We start from the raw sequence: 19,879 nt of genomic DNA, 5'->3' as shown, positions 1-19,879 counted from the left end.
AGACAAGGGGTGCCCTTATTTTTAGTGATTCCCGCCCAGAACGAGCCGGAGAAGCCGATTTCATGAATGTCGTCATTGTCGAATCGCCCGCCAAGGCGAAAACCATCAACAAATACCTTGGCAAGGACTACACAGTTCTGGCGAGCTTCGGCCATGTCCGCGACCTGCCTGCGAAAGACGGCTCGGTAAAACCCGACGACGATTTTGCCATGAACTGGGAGGTCGATGCCGCCTCCAACAAGCGCCTCAGCGATATCGCCAAGGCCGTGAAGGATGCCGACCGCCTTTATCTGGCAACTGACCCCGACCGCGAAGGGGAAGCGATCAGCTGGCACGTGCTCGAGGTTCTGGCCGGCAAGCGGGTGCTGAAAGGCAAGGAAGTCAAACGCGTCGTCTTCAACGAGATCACCAAATCGGCGATCCTGAAGGCGATGGCCCATCCGCGCGACCTGGATGAAGAGCTGGTCAACGCCTACCTCGCCCGTCGCGCCCTCGATTATCTCGTCGGCTTCACCCTGTCGCCGGTTCTGTGGCGCAAGCTGCCGGGCGCGCGTTCGGCTGGCCGCGTGCAATCCGTGGCGCTGCGCCTTGTGTGTGAACGCGAATCGGAAATTGAACGATTCGTGGCGGAAGAATACTGGTCCATCGAAGCAGCCCTTGCGAACGGCGCGGGTGACGGCTTCAATGCCCGCCTCTTCGCGCTCGACGGCGAGAAGCTGAAGAAGCTGGACCTGAAGAATGAAGCGCTGGCCCGCGCCGCTGAAGCGCGCGTCAAGGCTGGCGGGCTGAAGGTTGACACCGTGGAACGCAAGCCGGGCCTCCGGCATCCGCAACCGCCCTTCACCACCTCGACCCTGCAGCAGGAAGCCGCCCGCAAGCTTGGTTTCCCGGCGAATAAGACGATGCGCACCGCGCAAGCGCTGTATGAGGGCAAGTCGATCGGCGGCGAAGTCACCGGTCTGATCACCTATATGCGTACCGATGGTGTCACCATCGCGCAGGAAGCGCTGAATTCGGTCCGCAACCTGATCGGTGACCGCTACGGCAAGGATTATCTGCCGGATGCGCCCCGCCTGTATAAAACCAAGGCGAAGAACGCTCAGGAAGCGCACGAAGCCATCCGCCCGACGGATGTGATGCGCCGCCCGGCCGATATCGCCCATGCGCTGGATGACGACGAACGCAAGCTTTATGAACTGATCTGGCGCCGTACCGTTTCCAGCCAGATGGAAAGCGCGCGCGTGGAACGCACCACGGTCACCATCTTCAATGGCGACAAGTCGGTCGAACTGCGCGCCACCGGTACGGTCGTCCAGTTCGACGGCTTCCTGAATGTCTATCAGGAAGGCCGCGACGACAGCGCCAGCGATGACGATGAGGACGGCAACCGCCTGCCCAAGCTTGCCGACGGTGAAGCCCTGAAGCTCAACGGCGTTACTGCCAACCAGCATTTCACCGAGGCGCCGCCGCGTTATTCGGAAGCGAGCCTCGTGAAGAAGCTGGAAGAGCTCGGCATCGGTCGCCCGTCCACCTACGCTTCCATCCTCACCGTGCTGCGTGAGCGCGAATATGTGACGATGGATAGGAACCGCTTTATCCCCGAGGACAAGGGCCGGCTTGTGACCGCCTTCCTTGAGAAATTCTTCCCGCGCTATGTGGAATATGATTTCACCGCGAAGCTTGAAGAACAGCTTGATGATATCTCGGCGGGCGAGCTGGACTGGAAGAAGGTGCTGAAGGAATTCTGGACCGACTTCAAACCCAAGACTGAAGAGATCATCGGCGTGCGTACCGCCGTGGTGATCGATGCGCTTGACGAATATCTCGCCCCGCTGCTGTTCCCGGCAAAGGACGAAGGCCACGACCCGCGCGTCTGCCCGGTGTGCAATGAAGGCCGGCTTGGCCTGCGCCTTTCACGCTACGGCGCGTTTGTGGGCTGCTCGCGCTATCCCGAATGCAGCTATACCCGCCCCTTCGGCGCCAACGACAATGGCGCAGCATCGGAAGAAGTCGGCGACGGTGTGGTGGAACTTGGCACCGACCCGAAATCGGGCGAGGCCGTGACGCTGAGGAACGGTCGTTTCGGGCCTTACCTGCAGATCGGGGAAGGCGCCAAAGGCACGAAGCCACCGCGCGCTTCGATCCCCAAGGATATGAAGCCCGAAGACGTGGGTCTTGAAAAGGCACTCGCCCTTCTGTCGCTGCCGCGCGAAGTGGGTGTGCACCCCGAGAGCGGTCAGCCGATCACCGCCTCCATCGGCCGCTATGGCCCCTATCTGGCACATGACGGCAAATATGCGAAGCTCGGCTCCACCGAAGAAGTCTTCGCTGTCGGCCTCAACCGCGCGGTCGCGCTTCTCGCCGACACGCCGGACCGCAAGGGCGGTGCCGCCAAGACGACCTTGAAGGACCTTGGCGCCCATCCGACCGACGGCGAAAGCGTGAAGGTGCTGGACGGCCGCTATGGCCCCTATGTCAATCACGGCAAGACGAACGCGACACTCCCCAAGGGCACCGATCCGCAATCGGTGACGATGGAGCAGGCAGTCGAATGGCTTGCCGCCAAGGCATCGAAAGGCGGCAAGAAACCCGCCGCCAAGAAAAAGGCCCCTGCGAAGGCGAAAGCCAAGACCGCAAAAGCCGGGTAAGATGCCCGTCTCCCTGCCAAGCCTGAAAGGAGCCTGACTTGGCCAAGAAACACGAAATCGAGGGCCTGCCCAGCCGCGAAGCCGTCCTCGATTTCATCAAGGGCTTCGAGGGCCGCGTCACCAAGCGCGACATTGCCCGAGCGTTCGATGTGAAGGGCCCCGACAAGGTCCAGCTGAAAAAGCTTCTCCGCGAGATGACAGACGACGGCCTGATCGCCAAGGATTTCTCCAAATCGCTGCGCCCGTCCGACCGCCTGCCCTCCGTTCAGGTTGTTGAATTCGCAGGACTTGACCGCGAAGGCGAGTCCTTCGTGAAGCCCGTGAACTGGGAGGGCGAAGGCGCGCCGCCGAAGATTGCGCTCGCCACGGGCAAACGCCACAAGGGCCCGGCCATGGGCCCCGGCGACAGGGCGCTTGTGCGCCTGCGCGAAGTGAAGCGCGGCGATGTCCGCTACCAGGCCGAAGTCCTGAAAATATTGCCCAATGCACCAGCCAGCATCATGGGTGTGTTCCATGGCGGCGAGAACGGCGGCCGTATCCACCCGATCGACAAGAAGAATCGCGATGATTTCCTGGTGGCCGCCGGCGACACCGGCAACGCCATCGAAGGCGAGCTTGTGGTTGCCATGCCGGTGCGCAAGGGCCGCGAACGGCTCGGCCCCCGCATGGCCCGCGTGACCGAACGGCTGGGCGATGTGTCCGACGCCCGCTCGATCAGCCTTATCGCCATCCATGCCTATGATATCCCGCACGTTTTCCCCACGGACGTTATCAAAGCCGCGAAAGCCGCCAAGCCTGTGGCGCTGGGTGACCGGACCGACCTGCGCGATATTCCGCTCATCACCATCGACCCGGCTGACGCGCGCGACCATGACGACGCCATCTGGGCCGAAGCCGATACGGACCCGCAGAACAAGGGCGGCTGGCACACCATCGTCGCCATCGCCGACGTTGCCCATTATGTGACGCCCGACAGTGCCCTTGATGTGGAAGCCAAGAAACGCGGCAACAGTTGCTATTTCCCCGACCGCGTCGTGCCGATGCTGCCGGAGGAGCTTTCGGCTGATCTCTGCAGCCTGATGCCGGGGGTGGAGCGCGCCTGCCTTGCGGTTCACATGTGGTTCGACGCCGAAGGCAACAAGATCCGCCACAAGTTTGTGCGTGGGCTGATGCGATCGGCTGCCAATATCCATTATGCGCAGGCGCAGGCCGCCCTCGACGGCATTACCGACGAGACCACCGCCCCACTCCTTGATAGCGTCCTGAAGCCCCTCCACGGCGCCTGGAAGGCCATCATGATGGCACGGGCGAAGCGCGAGCCCTTGGACCTCGACATGCCGGAACGCAAGATTGAGCTGGGGCCCGACGGCCATGTCGCCCGCATCAATGTGCGCGAGCGGCTGGATACGCACCGCGTGGTCGAAGAATTCATGATCATGGCGAACGTGGCCGCCGCCGAGGAGCTTGAAAAGCATCGCGTGCCCGCCATGTACCGCGTGCACGAAGAACCCGCCTTCGACAAAATCGAGGCGCTGTCGGATTTCCTGCGCTCGCTCGACCTGCCGACCCCGAAGGGTCAGGTGATGATGCCGCGGCTCTTTAACGGCCTTCTGAAGAAGGTTTCGGGCACGCCCGTGGAAACCATGGTCAATGAAGTGGTGCTGAGAAGCCAGACGCAGGCTTACTACAGCCCCGACAATCTCGGCCACTTCGGTCTCGCCCTGCAGCGCTATGCCCACTTCACAAGCCCCATCCGCCGCTACTCGGACCTGGTGGTCCACCGCGGCCTGATCCGCGCACTGAAGCTCGGCAACGATGGTCTCACTGAAGGCGAGATCGAGGAAATGACAATGGTGGGCGAACATATCAGCTCCACCGAGCGCCGCGCGATGGCGGCCGAGCGCGATTCGACTGCGCGTTATATCGCCGCCTATCTCGGCGACCGTATCGGCGACTATTTCGAGGGCCGTATCACGGGCGTCAACAAGTTCGGGCTGTTTGTGCTGCTGGAACCTTCAGGCGGTGACGGGCTCATCCCCATTTCGCAGCTCGGGGCCGATTTCTACCGACATGATGAAACCCACCATTCGCTGATCGGCGAACGCACGGGCGAAACCTTCCGTCTTGGTGACCGGGTGGAAGTGAAGCTGCTGGAGGCTAACCCCTTCACGGGCGGCTTGCGGCTTGAAATGGCCGGTGACCGGCATCCCGGTGCGATTGGCCCCAAGGCACGGCGCATGGCCAGCAAAGGGCGTCGCAGCCCCAAACGCGGCGGCGGCCCGCAATCGACCGCACCCAAAGAAAAGACCGAGCATCCACCGCGCCGGAAGCGCCGCAGGCCCCAATGAATCGTCACCCCGGACTTGATCCGGGGTCCATGTCAGATGCAAACGCCGCTGGATGCCGGGTCAAGCCCGCCATGACGGGGCCTATCGGGTCAGAGAATCCCGAGCTTCACGAAAACGTCGGCGACGTCGTTCGAGAAATTGCTGCCCTTGCGCAGCACCGGCACATCTTTCGGCAGGTCGGCGAGGTGCGGGTCGTTGCGCTCGATAGAGGCCAGCAAAGCCACGGGTATCCCACGGGTCGAGGGCATGGCCCTGAGCGCGCAGGCGAGATCAACGCCGGAAAGCTCCGGCATCACGCGCGAGACGATCACAAGATCCGGCCGCATCGAGGGGATCAGCTGGATGGCATCCATCGTGGAGGCCACATTGACCATGCGGTAGCCGCATTCCAGAAGCTCGCGCGTGACGATCTTGTTGGCGGTGCCCGGCTCCATCACCAGCATCACTTCCATATCGGTGACGGTAACATCACCCACTTCAAAGCTTGCCCGCTTGGCTGGCAGCTTGCGCACCAGTTGCGAAATATCGACGTCGCGATTATTGACGAAGGCATCAAGGCATTCCGACATGCGGTCCGCAAAGGTCTGGATATCGACAACCGCCTGCGGCGCGAGGTCAGTAAGGTTGAAGATATAGTCCTCGCAGCGGTGGCAGACCGCCTTCAGGGCCTTCATGTCGAAGCTTGCCGCCACCGTTTTCAGCGAATGGACCTCAAGCTTGACCGTCGCCAGAATGTCCCGCGATTTCAGGTTGCTGTCGCCAAAGCGCTGCAGCGTTTCGGCAAGGCCCGCGAGCCGGTCCTCGACCGTGTCGATCGCTTCGGTTCTCAGTTCCTGCAGCAGCTCGTTTTCGGTAATCATTCTCGGCCCCGTCACAATTCGTGTGCCCCTCTTTTGGCATATCAATGGTTACGCATCCATTAGCGATTTCGGGTAATTGATGCTTCCCGCGGATTTTTCCCGCCGGAATGGCCAATCTGCGCTTGACTTATCGTCCCCTGACAGTATGTTGCGCCGTCGAACCGGTCGCCAACTGGCGATCTCGTTAACGGAATTCTCGGAGTAAGACCGATGGCAAAGCCGTCCAGCATCAAGATCAAGCTGCTCAGCACTGCTGACACCGGCTACTTCTATGTGACCAAGAAAAACCCGCGCACCATGACGGAAAAGATGGTCCTTCGGAAGTACGACCCGGTCGTCCGTAAGCATGTGGAGTTCAAGGAAGCCAAGATCAAGTAATCTGGCTTTCACCGCAGGTGATACGAAAAAGGGCTGCGAAATTCGCAGCCCTTTTTCATTTGTCTTTCCCGTCTGAAATCAGGCGGTAGGTGCCAGCACCACGCGGTTACGCCCGCCTTCCTTGGCGGTATAAAGCGCCCTGTCGGCCGCATCCAGAAGCTCGGCGGGCGTTGTGCTCTCGCCGGCAACAGCGACGCCGATCGATACGGTAACGCTGATGGGCCCGTCGTTGGAGCCGATATCGAAGCTCTGCTCAGCGACTTCCTGACGCAGGCGGTCGGCGATCATGTGCGCCCAGTCGAGCGGCGTATCCGGCATCATCACCACAAATTCCTCGCCGCCGTAGCGGGCCGCAAGATCCACCCCGCGGATATTGCGGGCGATGCGATTCGCAAATTCCTTCAGCACCAGGTCGCCGGCCGCGTGGCCGTAGGTATCATTGACCTTCTTGAAGAAGTCGATGTCGAGAATCATCACGGAAAGCGGCTTGCCGCGCTTCTGCGCCGTTTGCAGCTGGGTTTCCATGTGGGTGGTCAGATAATGGCGGTTATAGAGCCCTGTCACCGCATCGGTGGTGGCGAGCTGCATCGACACATGGAAGTTTTCCCAAAGCTTGTCGGCATAGCGCTTGCGCTTGAGCTGCGTCTTCACCCGCGCCAAAAACTCCATCCGGTCCACGGGTCTTACCACATAGTCGTTAACACCCATTTCGAGCGCGCGGACAAGGAATTTGGCGTTGCCATCGTCCACCATCACGAGGATTGGCACATGGCGCGTTTCCTCGAACGAACGGAGCTTGGAACAAACCCGCAGGCCGTCGGTCGATTTCATGGTGAGAGAAACGATGATCAGGTCGAATGATTTCTCGCGGGCGCGTTCGGCCACATCGTCGCCGCCGGTCATGAAGGTGACGTCACCGACCCCTTCAAGCGCGCGGGCGATCCGCTCCATCACCCGTTCCTGCTCGTCCACCACAAGGATGGCGGCATTGTCAGGGAGTTCGTTGGCGATCGGATCATCCAGATCGCCTTCCCATCCAAGCGTCGTGCCGGTTGCCTCGCGGTTCCGAAGCTCGTCCATCATCACCTTGAGGCGCACCAGCGATTTGACGCGGGCGAAAAGGGCAAGGTCCTGCACAGGTTTGGTCAGAAAATCATCGGCGCCAGCCTCAAGCCCCGCCACGCGGTCGGACGGCTGGTCAAGGGCGGTCACCATCACCACAGGGATGTGCGAGGTCGCGGCGTCCGCCTTGATGCGGCGGCATACCTCGAACCCGTCCATGCCGGGCATCATGACATCGAGAAGGATGATATCGGGATGTTCGCGCGAAATCACATCCAGCGCTTCGGGCCCACTGAAAGCCGTCAGAACATCAAAATACTCGCTCGTCAGCTTCGCTTCCAAAAGCTTGACGTTGGGTGGCACATCGTCCACCACCAAAACACGGGCTGTCATCGATTACTACCCGGCAAACTGCTTGACGGTTTCAAGAAAGTGGCCGACCGAAATCGGCTTGGCGATATAGGCTTCACACCCGCCTTCGCGGATTTTTTCTTCGTCGCCCTTCATGGCAAAGGCCGTGACGGCAACAACGGGGATTTTCCGCAGATCTTCGTCTTCCTTCAGCCACTTCGTGACTTCAAGGCCGGAAACCTCGGGCAACTGGATATCCATCAGGATCAGGTCGGGATTGTGTTCGCGGGCCAGATCAAGCGCCGCCATACCATCCCGGGTCTGGATAACCTTGTAGTTGTGGGCTTCGAGAAGGTCGCAGAAGAGCTTCATATTAAGCTCGTTATCTTCGACGATCAGGATCTTCTTCTCCATACCACCCCCTGGACTTTGGCTTCTGCTCAAACCAGCTACGAGCCTATCTGTTTGGAATAATAGGCTCGCTTTCTGTCAAAAGACAAGCCTGACAGCACATTGCTGATGACTTTTAAACTGCCTGCCCCTCTCTTATTATGAAAGCCGAATCCCCGCCCCGGTATGTTGCAGGAGCCCCTATGTCTATCCAGTCGATCGAAGCCGAAACCATGGCCCTGCAGGCTGTCGCCCATATCGTGGCGGAAGATGCCCTGCGCGACCGATTTTTCACGATCACGGGGCTCGATCCTGATACCCTGCGCGCCGGTCTTGCGGAAGCCGACATGCAGGCCAGTGTGCTCGGGTTCCTGATCGATTTCGAACCCGATCTTGTCGATTTTGCCCTCGCCGTGAACCGCAAGCCGGAAGAAGTGGTCGCCGCATGGCGCACCCTCGGCGGTGGCAAAGGGGTCGAATGGTGAAAGACGCCGAAGCCATCGCCGCGGGTTTCGACCCTGAAAAGCCGCTCCTGATCCTCGATGCCGACGAAGTGTTGCTGCGGTTCATGGAAGCGCTTGAGGCCTATCTCCTGGGGGAAGGCTATGAATTGCGCCTCAAGAGCTTTGCCATCACCGGCAATGTCTATGACCGCCACGGTGTGCTCGTCGCCGCCGACCATGTCCGCGAACTTCTTTCCTCCTTCTTCACCGCCCGCACCCGCGATATCGAGCCCGTGCCGGGGGCGGCTGACGCCCTCGCCGCGCTCTCTGCCGACTGGCAGATTGTCGTCCTGTCGAACGTGCCATCAGCCCAGCGCGAGGCGCGCGCCGCCAACCTCGCCGGGCATGGCATGCCTTACCCGGTGATCGCCTCGAAAGGCGGCAAGGGCGAGTTCGTTGCAACACTCACCGCAGGCCTCAAGGCGCCTACCGTATTTGTCGATGACCTGCCGCCACACCATGCCTCGGTAGCCCGGCATGCACCGGCCACGCACCGGCTGCATATGGTGGCAGACCCGCGCCTCGCTGCGCTCCTGCCGCCGGCGCCCGACGCCCATGTCCGCATCGACGACTGGGCAGCAGCGCACGATCATATCCGCACTCTGGCCGGGGGCATCCGCTTGCGGCCATGACCCCCGTCCCCTTCCTTTGCCGCGATGGTTTCCACCGGTTCGAGGGCGGGCCGGGCCCCACGCCCTGCCCGGTTTGCGGCAGCCGCCGCACGGTCAGCCACGCCGAACTGGAGCGTCTGACCATCGCCCATATGGACTGTGACGCCTTCTATGCCACCATCGAGAAGCGTGACGACCCGAGCCTGAAGGACAAGCCCCTGATCATCGGCGGCACCGGCGGGCGCGGGGTGGTTTCCACCGCTTGTTATATCGCAAGGCTTTCGGGCGTCAGGTCGGCCATGCCCATGTATCAGGCCCGCAAACTGTGCCCCGATGCCGTGGTCATGATGCCGAACATGGGAAAATACAAGGAAGCGGGATTGCAGGTCCGCGCCATGATGGCGCGCCTCACCCCGCTTGTGGAGCCCGTCTCTATCGATGAAGCCTTCATGGACCTGTCCGGCACCGAACGCCTGCACGGCGCCCCGCCTGCCGTCATGCTCGCCCGCCTTGCCGCCGATATCGAACGCGAGATCGGCATCACCATCTCGGTCGGCCTCGCCCCCAACAAATTCCTCGCCAAGCTCGCGTCCGACATGCAGAAACCGCGCGGCTTCACCGTCATCGGTGAAGGTGACGCAAAAGCCATCCTCGCCCCGCTGCCCATCAGCCGCATCTATGGGGTCGGTGCGCAAATGGCAACCAAGCTGCAGAAGGACGGGCTGACCATGATCAGCCAGTTGCAGGGCATGGACGAAAGCCGGCTGGTGCGGCGCTACGGCGACATGGGATCGCGCCTTTATCATCTGGCGCGCGGTGAGGACCGCCGCCGTGTTTCCGCCGATCAGCCCGTGAAAAGCGTATCGTCCGAAATCACGCTGGACCGCGACCTCGCCGATCTCGCTGCCCTTGAGAACCATCTGTGGCGGCAGGCCGAGCGGACATCCGAGGGCCTGAAGAAGAAGGGCCTGGCGGCGCTCACCATCACGTTGAAGCTGAAAACCAGCATGCACCGCATTGTCACGCGCTCTCGCACGCTGGACACACCCACCCAGCTTGCCGAAACACTGTTTGAAGTGGGCCGCGACATGCTGAAGCCGCTCGCGGATGGCACGCCCTACCGGCTGATCGGCATCGGCGGATCGCAGTTTCGCTCGCCAGAGGAGGCCGACCAACCGGACCTTATCGACCCCGGCCGCACCAAACGCGCCACCGCGGAACGCGCACTTGATGCACTGAGGGCCAAATTCGGCCGCGACGCTATCGGCAAAGGCCGCAGCCTTCCGGCAAAAACTGCCGTGGACAACCCTGAGAAGAACCAAAAATAACTGATATTTTTCAAACACATATAACAAAAATATTGTGGCATCCGGTTTGCATGGTGTGAGGCAGTCGACAATACCCGGTAAGGAGTCTCGTCATGACGCATCATCGTGCCCGCAACGAATCCAAAATGGATATCAATCCCTATGTCAGCCAGCTGGCCGGCCGCCTGATCCAGACGGCATCGGACGCGCAGATCAAGTTTGACAGCAACGGCTGGCAACTGGTGAGCGAGGTGCTGAGCTATGCGGCGGCGGCGGAGCAGCGCATGTCGGCGCAGGCCGAACGGATCGCCTATCTTGAACAGCTTTCCTCGACCGATGACCTGACCGGCATCCCGAACCGCCGCGGCCTGAAAACACGCCTTGGCGACGTGATGGCCGCCGCCGCACGCCACAATGATGAAGGCGTGCTGGGCTTTATCGACCTTGACGGCTTCAAGGGCATCAACGACCGCCACGGCCATCTGGCGGGTGACGCTGTGCTGCGCCATGTGGCCCAGATGCTGACCAAACTGACCCGCACCACCGATGTGGTGGCCCGCCTCGCCGGTGACGAGTTTGCCATCGTGCTGACACGCTGCAACGCCATTGAGGGCGAGAAGCGCATCCGCACGATCCAACAGGCCATCAATGCCTCGACCGTCAGCTTTGCCGGGATCGTGATCCCCGTACATTGCTCCATCGGCGTGATGAGCTTCAACGGCGCCACCGACCCTGCCCGCCTGATCGACCACGCTGACCAGGCGATGTACCGCGACAAGCTGGTGCGCAAACAAGCCTTCGGCGCTGCCGCTGAATAATCCCGTGATCGGGCGATAGCGCCCCTTGTCCCCGGCTAGGGCCGCCCTGTATAAGGGTGGTCCTATCGCTATTTCCGGAGACAAGACCCATGACCATCGACGCCCGCCTCAAGGAACTCGGGATCGAACTGCCGACGCCCGTCGCCCCCGTTGCCAACTATGTGCCCTTCGTGGTGAGCGGCAATCTCGTCAGCATTTCCGGCCAGATTCCGGTTCGTGACGGCAAGATCGCCTATACCGGCAAGGTCGGCGCCGACGTGAGCTTCGAAGACGCCTGTGCCGCTGCCCGCCAGTGTGCGCTCAACCTGATCGCCCAGATGAAAGCCGCCGCCGGCGGCGACCTTGACCGCGTGGTCCGGGTCGTCAAGCTTGGCGCCTTCGTCAATTGCATCGATGGCTACGGCGACCAGCCGAAAGTGGTGAATGCCGCAAGCGACCTGATGGTCGATGTGTTCGGCGACAAGGGTCGCCACAGCCGTTCGGCCGTCGGCACCAATGCCCTGCCGCTGAATGTTCCAGTTGAAATTGACGCGCTGATCGAGATCGCCTGATGACAGAAACCCGCACCTTTCCCTGGCTTGCCAAATCCCCGGTCGCGCACCGCGGGCTGCATGCGAAGGATAGTGTGCGGGTTGAGAACACCCTGCCCGCCGTGGAAGCCGCCGTCGAGCAAGGCTTCGCCATCGAAATCGATGTACGGCTTTCCGCCGACGGGCAGGTGGTTGTTTTCCATGACAAGACACTCGACCGGCTGACCGCAGGGGTCGGCCTTGTGAAGGAAGTCCCCTACGGCGACCTCAAGGCCCTGCCGGTAGGCGCAAGCGGCCTTCCCATGCCGCTTCTGGCCGATGTGTTGCATGCCATCAGCTCGAAAGTCGCGCTTTATATCGAAGTGAAAACCGAGAAGGACACCAAGGTATCGAAACTGATGGCTGCGGTGCGCGAAGCGCTTCATGGCTATCACGGGCCGGTCGCCATCATGTCCTTCAACCCCTATGTGGCCGACTGGTGCCGCCAGCACCTGCCCCTCGCCCCCCGTGGCATCATCATGGGGCAGGAAACGCTTTCGCGCATGCGGACCCGGCTTCTTATCCCCTACTGGCTGAAACGTGCCCGGCCCGACTTTCTGGCGGTGGATGTGAACCTGCTGCCCAACAGGATCATCCATGACTGGCGCGCCAAGGGCGGGCTTGTTGCCACCTGGACCGTGCGGACAGCCCATCAGGAAAAAGTGGCGGCCCAGCATGCGGATGCCCCGATCTTCGAATCTCCCGCGGTGACCGGCTGACATGCCAGACGACACGCGCCTATCGCCGCAGCTTGTCTCCAGCATACTCGAAATTGACGCCGCCGGGTGGGATGCCCTTGCGGGCGTCGCCAATCCCTTCGTTTCCCACGCATTTCTGGCCGCCCTCGAACGGTCCGGTTCGGTCGGTCCCGGCACCGGCTGGCAGGCGACGCACCTGACGCTCGCGGACGATACGGGCACCCTGATGGCAGCCATGCCGCTCTATGCCAAAAGCCATTCCTACGGCGAATATGTGTTCGACCATGGCTGGGCCGACGCGTATGAGCGTGCCGGCGGGCGCTATTATCCGAAGCTGCAGTCGGCTGTGCCCTTCACCCCAGTGACTGGACCACGGCTCTTGGCCCCGACCGATGCCCTGAAGCTGGCGCTTGCCCGGGCGGCAGCTGACATCACGGCCACAAATTCGCTCTCGGCACTCCATGCCACCTTTATCGAGCCCGAAGAACGCCCGATTTTCGAGGCGGCGGGCTATTTGATCCGCACCGACCAGCAGTTTCACTGGTTCAACAAGGGATACGATGACTTCGATGGCTTTCTGGCAGCGCTCTCCTCATCAAAGCGCAAGCAGATCAGGAAGGAGCGTCGGAGTGTGGCGGAAGCCGGCATCAATTTCCGCCATCTGACGGGAGGCGACATCACCGAAGCGCACTGGGACGCTTTCTTCGATTTCTATATCGATACCGGGAACCGCAAATGGGGCCAGCCCTACCTGAACCGGGAATTCTTCAGCCTGATCGGCGAGACAATGGCGGATCGTATCCTCTTGATCGTGGCCGAGCGCGAGGGTGAGCCCATCGCGGGGGCACTCAACCTGATCGGCGCCGATACGCTTTATGGCCGCTACTGGGGCTGCGTGGAGGATCACGCCAACCTGCATTTCGAGACCTGCTATTACCAGGCAATCGACTGGGCCATTGCCCACGGCCTGAAATGCGTGGAGGCGGGTGCTCAGGGCCCCCATAAGCTGGCACGCGGCTATGAACCGGTCGAAACACTGAGCGCACATTCGATCCCGAACGACAGTTTCCGCGAAGCAGTGGCCCGGTTCCTGCGCATGGAGCGTCGCGAAGTGGCGGAGATGGGCGAAAGCCTGCGCGACCACCTGCCCTTCAGGAAGGGCTGAGCGGATCAGGCCGCCTTGATGCGGTAAAGCACATGAGGTTGCAGTGCATGGCCTTCCGGCACGTTGGGGTGCAGAAAATCCCCCGTTGCATCGCGTGTCATACCGATCTTTTCCATCACACGCCGCGACGGCACATTGACCGCAGGGGTGAAAGACACGACTTCTGCAGCCTTCAGGGCGGAGAAGGCATAAGCTAGCGCAGCACGCGCACCTTCAGGCGCCAAACCCTGCCCCCATACATGCCGCGCGAGACGCCAGCCAATCTCGATGGTGGGTGCAAAAGGTAGATTGTCCGCTACATGTTTGAGGCCAATGAAGCCCACGAGCCGGCCATCCGCTCGCATTTCGGCGGCCCAGAAGGAAATACCCTTCTGCTCAAAACCCGCTTCAAGCCGATCCATGCCCGCGTCGCTTTCTTCCCGGCTGAGTGTCGCCGGGAAGAAACGCATCACTTCTGGATCAGCATTGATCGCCGCGAAAGGCGCACGGTCACTGTCTCGCCAGCGGCGCAGGACCAGCCGGTCAGTAACCAGCACCTATTTCACCGGAACAGGTGGCTTCGGTGCCTTGCGCTTGGCGATCGAACGCCCCTTTTTGGCCTTCGCCGGGCTCGGCGCTTTAGGCGCATGCGGGGTGACTTCGAAGACAGGCTTGCCGCCTGCCATCTTCACCACCACTTCGCCGCCCTTGGCGAGCTTGCCGAAGAGCAGTTCGTCCGCCAGCGGCTTCTTGATCTCTTCCTGAATGAGGCGCGCGAGCGGTCGAGCACCATACAGGCGGTCATAGCCCTTGTCGGCGAGCCATTCCTTGGCCTCGTCATTGAGCGAGATTTCCACGTTACGCTCGGCAAGCTGCAGTTCAAGCTCCAGCACGAATTTTTCGACCACGCGGGCGACCACGGCGGGCGGCAGATAATCGAACGGCACGATGGCATCCAGCCGGTTGCGGAATTCGGGGCTGAACATCTGCTTCACAGCATCTTCTGCCGCGCTCTCATTCGTTTCGCGGCCGAAACCGATGGCGCTTTTCGCCATGTCAGCCGCGCCCGCGTTGGTGGTCATGATGAGCACCACGTTGCGGAAATCGACCTTCTTGCCGTTATGGTCGGTCAGCGTCCCGTTATCCATCACCTGCAAGAGCACGTTGAAAAGATCGGGGTGTGCCTTCTCGATCTCGTCAAGCAAGAGCACGCAGTGCGGATGCTGGTCCACGGCATCGGTCAGAAGACCACCCTGATCGAAGCCCACATAGCCCGGCGGGGCACCGATGAGACGCGAAATCGAGTGGCGCTCCATATATTCCGACATGTCAAACCGGTGCAGTTCAACCCCCAGAAGGTTGGCGAGCTGGCGTGCCACTTCGGTTTTCCCAACACCCGTCGGGCCGGAGAAAAGGTACGAACCAATCGGCTTGTTTGGCGCGCGCAGGCCCGCCCGCGACAGCTTGATCGCCGTGGTGAGCGCGCTGATCGCCGTATCCTGCCCGAACACGACCCGCTTGAGATCGGCTTCCAGCGTCGACATGACACGCGTTTCATCGCGCGAGACGCTTTTCGGCGGGATGCGGGCGATCTTGGCGACCACGGCTTCGATCTCCTTCACACCGATCGTCTTCTTGCGCTTTGAAGGGGCGAGCAGCATTTGCGCCGCGCCGCTTTCATCAATCACATCGATGGCCTTGTCCGGCAGCTTGCGGTCGGTGATGTACCGGTCGGCAAGTTCCACCGCCGTCTTGATCGCATCCGCCGTATAGCGAACATGGTGATGTTCCTCAAAATAAGGCTTCAGCCCCGTCAGGATCTTCACCGAATCCGCCACTGTCGGCTCGTTCACATCGATTTTCTGGAAACGGCGCAGCAACGCACGATCTTTCTCGAAATGGCTGCGGAATTCCTTGTAGGTCGTCGATCCCATGCAGCGGATCGAACCGGAGGCGAGCGCGGGCTTCAACAGGTTCGAGGCATCCATCGCCCCGCCCGAGGTTGCCCCCGCGCCGATCACCGTATGGATTTCATCAATGAAAAGCACAGCACCTTCGTAATTTTCCAGTTCCTTGACGACCGATTTCAGGCGTTCCTCGAAGTCGCCGCGATAACGGGTGCCTGCGAGCAGCGCCCCCATATCAAGCGCGAAAATAGTGGCATTCTTCAGCACGTCCGGCACATCGCCCGAGACGATATTGCGGGCGAGGCCCTCGGCAATCGCCGTTTTGCCTACACCCGGATCGCCCACAAAGAGCGGGTTGTTTTTCGAACGGCGGCACAGGATCTGGATGGCTCGCTCCAGCTCGGCGTCGCGGCCGATCAGCGGATCAACCTTGCCGGCCTTCGCCTTGGCATTCAGGTTGACACAATAGGCATTAAGCGCCGTGTCTGCCTTCTTCTCGCTGGCGGCGGGCTGTTCGGCTTCCTTCGCCGAGCCCTCATCCTCGCCGTCTTCATCATCAGCACCGCGCACCGGGCGCGGCTCGCTATAGCCCGGCACCTTGGCGATGCCATGGCTGATGTAGCTGACAGCATCAAGACGGGTCATATCCTGGCTTTGCAGGAAGTAAACCGCATGGCTTTCACGTTCCGAGAAAAGGGCTACCAGCAGATTGGCGCCGGTGATTTCCTCGCGCCCCGACGACTGCACATGCAGGAGGGCGCGCTGCACCACGCGCTGGAACCCGGCGGTGGGGGTGGCTTCAATCGAGCTGCCTTCCACGCGCAGGCTATCAAGCTCCTCGTCCAGATAGGTCACGATCTGGTCGCGCAGCACATCAATGTCCACATCGCAGGCGCGCAGCACGGCAAGCGCGTCGCCATCGTCGATCAGCGCGAGCAGGAGATGTTCGAGCGTTGCATATTCATGGGCACGCTCGTTCGCCTCATGCAGTGCCCTGTGGAGTGTGTTTTCAAGGTTCGGAGAAAAACGGGGCACGGTCTGTTCCTTGTGACTGGGGGTTACTCTTTTTCCATGGTGCACTGGAGGGGATGCTCGTGCTGGCGGGCCAGCGAAAGCACCTGGTTGACCTTGGTTTCGGCCACCTCATAGGTAAAAACACCGCACACCCCGACCCCCTTCTGGTGGACGTGCAGCATCACCTGCGTCGCGTCCTCCACGGTCATGCGGAAGAAGCGCTGCAGCACATGAACGACAAACTCCATCGGCGTGTAGTCGTCGTTCAGCAGCAGAACCTTGTACATGGACGGCTTTTTGGTCTTGGCCTCGGGCCGGGTGAGAACCCCGGTGCCCGTGCCTCCCGTCTTGCCGATGTCTTGCCGCTTGTCGGGCATGGTCTCTCCATCCGTCGTTACCTCCATAATGTAACGCATATGGCGCGCCATTAAAGGGGTAAAAACGGATGTGATCGGCCGTGATGAGGTTGGCAGGGCCTTAAAGGTCGGCAGGCGGCTCCACACCGGAGGCGGTCAGCGCCGCCACAAGCTCCGCCTTCAGGCGATCAAGGCCCGCCTCGGACGATGCCTCGCAGCGTGCCACCAGAACGGCCTGCGTGTTGGAGGCGCGCAGCAGCCACCAGCCGTCAGCCGTCTTCACACGGACACCATCCACGGTGGACATGTCGGCACCGGCAGCTTCAAGCCGCTTTTGCACTTCCTTAATCACCTCGAATTTGCGGAAATCGTCGCAGTCGAAGCGCAGTTCGGGTGTGTTGATGGCTGCCGGCAGGCTGTCCTTAAGGGCTTTCAGGCTGCCGCCCTGGTCGGCCACGGCATTCAGGAGACGGACGGCCGCATAAAGCGCGTCGTCATGGCCGTAGAATTTGTGCTTGAAGAAGATATGGCCCGACATTTCCCCCGCGAGCGGCGAGGAAAGCTCCACCATCTTCGATTTGATCAGCGAGTGGCCGGTTTTCCACATCACCGGTTTGCCGCCGAGCTCGGCGATCCGGTCATACAGCGCCTGGCTTGCCTTCACATCGGCGATAATCGGCGCACCCGGCAGCTCTTTCAGCAGCTGGCCCGCAAGGATCGCCAGCAACTGGTCGCCCCATACAACGCGGCCTTCACCGTCCACTGCGCCAATGCGGTCACCGTCGCCATCGAAGGCAATGCCCATGTCGCAGCCCTTCTCGCGCACCAGCGCCTTCAGCTGCTCAAGGTTTTTCTCGACGGTCGGGTCGGCATGGTGATTGGGGAAAGTGCCGTCGACTTCCTCGTTGATCACATAATGCTTGCCCGGCAAGCGCTTGGCGAGGGCGGCCACAGCCGGCCCGGCCGACCCGTTCGACGGGTCCCACGCCACCGTGAAGCTGGCGCCTTCGAAATCCTTCATCAGGCGGTCAATATAGCGGTCAAACACATCAACCTGCTCGTACCCGCCATTGCCGGTGGCATAGTCACCTGCCGTGGCGATCCGGCCAAGCTCCTGAATGGCTTCCCCGAACACCGGCTTCTTGTGCATCATCATCTTGAAGCCGTTGTAATTGGGCGGATTGTGCGACCCGGTGATCATGATGCAGCCGTCGGCATCGAGCTCAAACATCGCATAATAGGTCATCGGCGTGGCGCCAAGCCCGATATCGGTGACATCGACCCCGGTGGAGCGCAGCCCATCGACAAGCGCATCACGCAGCGCGGGCGAAGATACCCGTCCGTCGTAGCCGACCACAATTTTCTTGCCGCCGGTCGCTACCGCCTTGGTGCCGAAGGCCTTGCCGAGCGCGCGTGCGTCATCCGCCCCGAGCGTTTCATCGATGATGCCGCGAACGTCATACTCGCGGAGAACCGTGGGGTGGAAAGCGTGTGCGCTCATATCTGCCTCGGAAGAAATGGATCGAAAGTGCCGACACAGTGGCAGCGCCACCGCACGGCGTCAATGGTATGGTTAATCGTCCAGAAGCACCTTGCGCGCTTCATTGAGCTTGGCCGCCATCCAGTCGCTGCCGCCCTTGTCGGGGTGGTTGACGGCCATCAGCCGACGGTAGGCCGTGTTGACCTCGGCGACACTTGCCCCTTCCTTCAGCCCCAGCACCTCAAGCGCTTCCTTGCGGCTCATGTTGCCCTTGCGGGGGCGCATCACGCGCTCCCCCGCCTCGCGGGCCGCCTTGCCCATGTTGCGGAAGCGCCAGAGGGAAATGCCGACAGGGACAAGCGCGGCAAACCCGCGGCCTGTGGCCACCAGAAAGATGCAAAGGAGGATGCAGGCGCCGATAGCCGCCCAGAAAAGCACACGCTTGGCCGAATCCACATCTGTGCGTGCCCACCATTCCAGAAGAATGAGGAATGCCGCTGCGATCAGGAGACCGATCAGGAGCCAGCCCATAAGCTCAGGCGACCTTCTCGCGCCGGAACGCGAGATTGAGCCCGTCCATCAGAGCCCGCAGTTCCTGCCGGGCCGCTACATGCGACATGCTGAAATCGTTACGTTCGGAAACGCCTTCGTCGCGCAGGTCCATGAGCGTCAGGCCGTTCGGGAAAAGCTCGCGGTAAATCACCCGTTCGCCAAGGCCGGGGATATAGCGCACGCCGATGCGCTTCGTCAGCTCCTCGACCACGCTTTCCACACGTTCCTTGTTCTTGGCATGCACGGCGCCGACGCGGTTCCGCAGAAGCACCCAGTCAATGGTGCCGCCGTCCGCCATCTGGCGGCGCTGGCGCGCCTTCCAAACCATTTCGGCGTAAAGACTCGGGCCGGCCACCCTGTAGGTCTTCGGATCGATACGGGCGATCAGGTCCAGATCGACGAAACTGTCGTTGATCGGGGTGACAAGCGTATCGGCTGCCGTGTGTGCCAGTCGCGACAGGAAGGTGTCGGACCCCGGACAATCGATCACGATCACGTCAACCTGGTCCATCAGTTCGACATAGGTATCCTCGAACCGCATTTTTTCATCCGCCTCGGCCTCATCGCTGGTGCGGGCGGTGGAACGGACGATGACGCGTTCAAGCGGCATGGGGAGTTCAACATCATTGGCCTTGCAATAGGCCCGGCGGTTTTCAATATAGCGCGTGAGGCTTTTCTGACGGCCGTCAAGGTCGATCGTGCCGACCCTAAAGCCTTCGCGCAAAAGGGAAACCACGATATGCATGGCCGTCGTGGATTTGCCGGAACCACCCTTTTCGTTGCCGAGAACGATCACATAGGGGCGGCGGGGCATATGCGTGTTGGTGCTTGCCTGACCCGTCGTCAACGCGGTATCTCCTCTAAACGGCCAAAAAAGAGCCAC

General features: G+C 61.3%; 19 protein-coding genes. 10 read left to right on the top strand and 9 right to left on the bottom strand.

What is annotated here, in order from left to right; genetic code table 11:
- The first annotated feature begins 62 nt into the window (after positions 1-62).
- Positions 63-2,648, top strand: a complete 2,586-nt coding sequence (gene topA, locus OU694_RS03225; RefSeq protein ID WP_308909546.1) for a type I DNA topoisomerase — start codon at positions 63-65, stop codon at positions 2,646-2,648.
- A gap of 38 nt (positions 2,649-2,686) precedes the next feature.
- Positions 2,687-4,996 (top strand): ribonuclease R, encoded by a 2,310-nt coding sequence (gene rnr, locus OU694_RS03220; protein WP_308909545.1) that lies wholly within the window; start codon positions 2,687-2,689, stop codon positions 4,994-4,996.
- An 89-nt stretch (positions 4,997-5,085) separates the two neighbouring features.
- Here the strand turns inward: rnr and OU694_RS03215 are convergent, their stop codons facing one another.
- The gene (locus OU694_RS03215; protein WP_308909544.1) at positions 5,086-5,856 is read right to left on the bottom strand and encodes an Hpt domain-containing protein; all 771 of its coding nucleotides are present in this window, start codon (positions 5,854-5,856) and stop codon (positions 5,086-5,088) included.
- 210 nt (positions 5,857-6,066) lie between these two features.
- Here OU694_RS03215 and rpmG point away from each other — a divergent pair, with 210 nt between their 5' ends.
- Positions 6,067-6,234 carry a 50S ribosomal protein L33 gene (rpmG, locus tag OU694_RS03210; RefSeq protein ID WP_289505558.1) on the top strand — a complete coding sequence of 56 codons (168 nt, stop codon included), beginning with the start codon at positions 6,067-6,069 and terminating at the stop codon, positions 6,232-6,234.
- Positions 6,235-6,312: 78 nt separating this feature from the next.
- On the opposite strand, the gene OU694_RS03205 is transcribed toward rpmG, so the two are convergent.
- Together OU694_RS03205 and OU694_RS03200 are read right to left on the bottom strand one after the other, a co-directional pair.
- Entirely contained in the window at positions 6,313-7,689 is a 1,377-nt protein-coding gene (locus OU694_RS03205) for a PleD family two-component system response regulator (protein ID WP_308909543.1), read from the bottom strand.
- A 6-nt stretch (positions 7,690-7,695) separates the two neighbouring features.
- Positions 7,696-8,061 (bottom strand): response regulator, encoded by a 366-nt coding sequence (locus tag OU694_RS03200; protein ID WP_289505556.1) that lies wholly within the window; start codon positions 8,059-8,061, stop codon positions 7,696-7,698.
- A gap of 179 nt (positions 8,062-8,240) precedes the next feature.
- On the opposite strand from OU694_RS03200, the gene OU694_RS03195 reads away from it, so the two are divergent.
- The 7 genes from OU694_RS03195 (at position 8,241) to OU694_RS03165 (ending at position 13,708) form a co-directional block, all read left to right on the top strand.
- Positions 8,241-8,522 carry a DUF3572 domain-containing protein gene (locus OU694_RS03195; protein ID WP_308909542.1) on the top strand — a complete coding sequence of 94 codons (282 nt, stop codon included), beginning with the start codon at positions 8,241-8,243 and terminating at the stop codon, positions 8,520-8,522.
- Positions 8,516-9,172: a hypothetical protein gene (locus OU694_RS03190; RefSeq protein WP_308909541.1), complete on the top strand. Its 657-nt coding sequence runs from the start codon at positions 8,516-8,518 to the stop codon at positions 9,170-9,172. Before OU694_RS03195 ends, OU694_RS03190 begins: the two co-directional genes overlap by 7 nt.
- Positions 9,169-10,479 carry a DNA polymerase IV gene (locus OU694_RS03185; RefSeq protein ID WP_308909540.1) on the top strand — a complete coding sequence of 437 codons (1,311 nt, stop codon included), beginning with the start codon at positions 9,169-9,171 and terminating at the stop codon, positions 10,477-10,479. The genes OU694_RS03190 and OU694_RS03185 overlap by 4 nt, the downstream gene beginning before the upstream one ends.
- Before the next feature lie 92 nt (positions 10,480-10,571).
- Complete coding sequence (locus OU694_RS03180; RefSeq protein ID WP_308909539.1) at positions 10,572-11,276, top strand: GGDEF domain-containing protein; 705 nt, start codon at positions 10,572-10,574, stop codon at positions 11,274-11,276.
- 89 nt (positions 11,277-11,365) lie between these two features.
- Positions 11,366-11,827: a RidA family protein gene (locus OU694_RS03175; protein ID WP_308909538.1), complete on the top strand. Its 462-nt coding sequence runs from the start codon at positions 11,366-11,368 to the stop codon at positions 11,825-11,827.
- A complete protein-coding gene (locus tag OU694_RS03170; RefSeq protein ID WP_308909537.1) occupies positions 11,827-12,564 on the top strand; it encodes a glycerophosphodiester phosphodiesterase family protein in 738 nt (245 codons plus the stop codon). The genes OU694_RS03175 and OU694_RS03170 overlap by 1 nt, the downstream gene beginning before the upstream one ends.
- A 1-nt stretch (position 12,565) precedes the next feature.
- The gene (locus tag OU694_RS03165) at positions 12,566-13,708 is read left to right on the top strand and encodes a GNAT family N-acetyltransferase (protein WP_308909536.1); all 1,143 of its coding nucleotides are present in this window, start codon (positions 12,566-12,568) and stop codon (positions 13,706-13,708) included.
- A 5-nt stretch (positions 13,709-13,713) separates the two neighbouring features.
- Here OU694_RS03165 and OU694_RS03160 read toward each other — a convergent pair whose 3' ends face one another.
- The 6 genes from OU694_RS03160 to OU694_RS03135 form a co-directional block, all read right to left on the bottom strand.
- Positions 13,714-14,244, bottom strand: coding sequence for a GNAT family N-acetyltransferase (locus OU694_RS03160; RefSeq protein WP_308909535.1), 531 nt, complete (start codon positions 14,242-14,244; stop codon positions 13,714-13,716).
- The gene (clpA, locus tag OU694_RS03155) at positions 14,245-16,629 is read right to left on the bottom strand and encodes an ATP-dependent Clp protease ATP-binding subunit ClpA (RefSeq protein WP_308909534.1); all 2,385 of its coding nucleotides are present in this window, start codon (positions 16,627-16,629) and stop codon (positions 14,245-14,247) included.
- A 23-nt stretch (positions 16,630-16,652) separates the two neighbouring features.
- A complete protein-coding gene (clpS, locus tag OU694_RS03150) occupies positions 16,653-16,985 on the bottom strand; it encodes an ATP-dependent Clp protease adapter ClpS (protein ID WP_308909533.1) in 333 nt (110 codons plus the stop codon).
- Between the two features lie 100 nt (positions 16,986-17,085).
- Positions 17,086-18,465: a phosphoglucomutase/phosphomannomutase PgmG gene (gene pgmG / locus OU694_RS03145; RefSeq protein WP_308909532.1), complete on the bottom strand. Its 1,380-nt coding sequence runs from the start codon at positions 18,463-18,465 to the stop codon at positions 17,086-17,088.
- Positions 18,466-18,537: 72 nt separating this feature from the next.
- A complete protein-coding gene (locus OU694_RS03140; RefSeq protein WP_308909531.1) occupies positions 18,538-18,975 on the bottom strand; it encodes a DnaJ domain-containing protein in 438 nt (145 codons plus the stop codon).
- Between the two features lie 4 nt (positions 18,976-18,979).
- The gene (locus tag OU694_RS03135; RefSeq protein WP_308909530.1) at positions 18,980-19,843 is read right to left on the bottom strand and encodes a division plane positioning ATPase MipZ; all 864 of its coding nucleotides are present in this window, start codon (positions 19,841-19,843) and stop codon (positions 18,980-18,982) included.
- Between the last annotated feature and the right edge of the window lie 36 nt (positions 19,844-19,879).

Origin of the sequence: Pseudokordiimonas caeni (assembly GCF_026719705.1) — a bacterium.
Taxonomy (GTDB): Bacteria; Pseudomonadota; Alphaproteobacteria; order Sphingomonadales; family Kordiimonadaceae; genus Gimibacter; species Gimibacter caeni.
This window is presented reverse-complemented; position numbering and strand designations above follow the sequence as displayed.

Excerpts from the sequence above, each read along its gene's own strand:
- OU694_RS03140 (WP_308909531.1), bottom strand. The coding sequence starts at position 18,975 with ATGGGCTGGCTCCTGATCGGTCTCCTGATCGCAGCGGCATTCCTCATT.
- clpS (WP_308909533.1), bottom strand. The coding sequence starts at position 16,985 with ATGCCCGACAAGCGGCAAGACATCGGCAAGACGGGAGGCACGGGCACC.
- OU694_RS03215 (WP_308909544.1), bottom strand. The coding sequence starts at position 5,856 with ATGATTACCGAAAACGAGCTGCTGCAGGAACTGAGAACCGAAGCGATC.
- OU694_RS03185 (WP_308909540.1), top strand. The coding sequence starts at position 9,169 with ATGACCCCCGTCCCCTTCCTTTGCCGCGATGGTTTCCACCGGTTCGAG.
- OU694_RS03205 (WP_308909543.1), bottom strand. The coding sequence starts at position 7,689 with ATGACAGCCCGTGTTTTGGTGGTGGACGATGTGCCACCCAACGTCAAG.
- OU694_RS03190 (WP_308909541.1), top strand. The coding sequence starts at position 8,516 with ATGGTGAAAGACGCCGAAGCCATCGCCGCGGGTTTCGACCCTGAAAAG.
- pgmG (WP_308909532.1), bottom strand. The coding sequence starts at position 18,465 with ATGAGCGCACACGCTTTCCACCCCACGGTTCTCCGCGAGTATGACGTT.
- OU694_RS03175 (WP_308909538.1), top strand. The coding sequence starts at position 11,366 with ATGACCATCGACGCCCGCCTCAAGGAACTCGGGATCGAACTGCCGACG.
- rpmG (WP_289505558.1), top strand. The coding sequence starts at position 6,067 with ATGGCAAAGCCGTCCAGCATCAAGATCAAGCTGCTCAGCACTGCTGAC.
- OU694_RS03170 (WP_308909537.1), top strand. The coding sequence starts at position 11,827 with ATGACAGAAACCCGCACCTTTCCCTGGCTTGCCAAATCCCCGGTCGCG.
- OU694_RS03195 (WP_308909542.1), top strand. The coding sequence starts at position 8,241 with ATGTCTATCCAGTCGATCGAAGCCGAAACCATGGCCCTGCAGGCTGTC.
- OU694_RS03180 (WP_308909539.1), top strand. The coding sequence starts at position 10,572 with ATGACGCATCATCGTGCCCGCAACGAATCCAAAATGGATATCAATCCC.
- OU694_RS03165 (WP_308909536.1), top strand. The coding sequence starts at position 12,566 with ATGCCAGACGACACGCGCCTATCGCCGCAGCTTGTCTCCAGCATACTC.
- topA (WP_308909546.1), top strand. The coding sequence starts at position 63 with ATGAATGTCGTCATTGTCGAATCGCCCGCCAAGGCGAAAACCATCAAC.
- OU694_RS03200 (WP_289505556.1), bottom strand. The coding sequence starts at position 8,061 with ATGGAGAAGAAGATCCTGATCGTCGAAGATAACGAGCTTAATATGAAG.